The organism is Priestia sp. P5_B4 (genome assembly GCF_056400385.1).
This window is the reverse complement of sequence record NZ_JBFULJ010001116.1, coordinates 1-1,072: the sequence shown is the minus strand read 5'-3', so window position 1 is coordinate 1,072 and position 1,072 is coordinate 1. Positions and strand designations below refer to the sequence as shown.

1 protein-coding gene is annotated in these 1,072 nt (G+C 40.4%); it reads left to right on the top strand.

The features are described 5' to 3' along the window. Positions 1-1,072, top strand: a 1,072-nt coding sequence (maeA, locus tag AC1DRF_RS29260; protein WP_477742477.1) for an oxaloacetate-decarboxylating malate dehydrogenase, incomplete at both ends; no start/stop codon positions are given.

The following is a 1,072-nucleotide window of genomic DNA, read 5'->3' as shown; positions in this document are numbered from 1 at the left end:
CTGTTGTTCTTGATATGGGAACCAATAACAAAAAGCTTCTTGAAGATCCTTTGTATTTAGGAAATCGTCATGAACGAGTAAAAGGAGAAGACTATAATCGTTTTATTGCTCAATTTGTAAAAGAAATAACGACCAAGTTTCCTAAAGCGCTTCTTCATTGGGAGGATCTTGGGAATATTAACGCGCGTCACATTATGAAAGAATACGGCGATAAAATTTTAACGTTTAATGATGATATTCAAGGAACGGGAGTGATTACTCTTGCAGCCGTTTTAACAGCGGTGCGTATTACAGGAACGCCCCTAAAAGATCAGAGGGTTGTTGTATTTGGACCGGGATCTGCTGGAATCGGGAATGCTGATCGTATTCATAGTGCGATGATGCTTGAAGGGCTGTCTGAAGAAGAAGCATATGCTCGTTTTTGGGCATATGATTACAGAGGTCTGTTAACCGAAGATATGGAAGATTTAGCTCCTTTTCAACAGCCGTATGTTCGCCAAAATGAAGAGATTAAAGAATGGGAAAAAGACGATGAAAATAAAATTTCACTGTTGGAGCTTGTCAAGCAAGTGAAGCCGACGATTTTAATTGGAACGTCAGGCGTCACGGATGCTTTTACCGAAGAAATTATTAAAGAAATGGCAAAGCATGTAGAGCGTCCGGTGATTATGCCGCTTTCAAACCCAACTAAACTTGCTGAAGCTGTTCCGGAAAATATTATAAAATGGACGGAAGGAAAAGCCCTTATTGCAACGGGAAGTCCATTTGAACCCGTTGAATATAACGGGCACACTTATGAAATCGGACAGGCTAATAATGCATTTGTGTTTCCGGGTCTTGGTTTAGGTGCAATTGTGGTTCGTGCTCAAAAGTTTACTGAATCTATGTTTGCAGAAGCAGCCAATGCAGTAGCGCGTATAGCAGAAACAGATACCAAAGGAGATACGCTTCTTCCCAACATTAAAGATCTTCAAAAAGTATCAAAGGCGGTTGCTGTAGCAGTTGCTGATGCTGCTGTAAAAGATAACGTAGCAACTGTTACCGAGCAAAATGTAAATAAACTTGTAGAAGC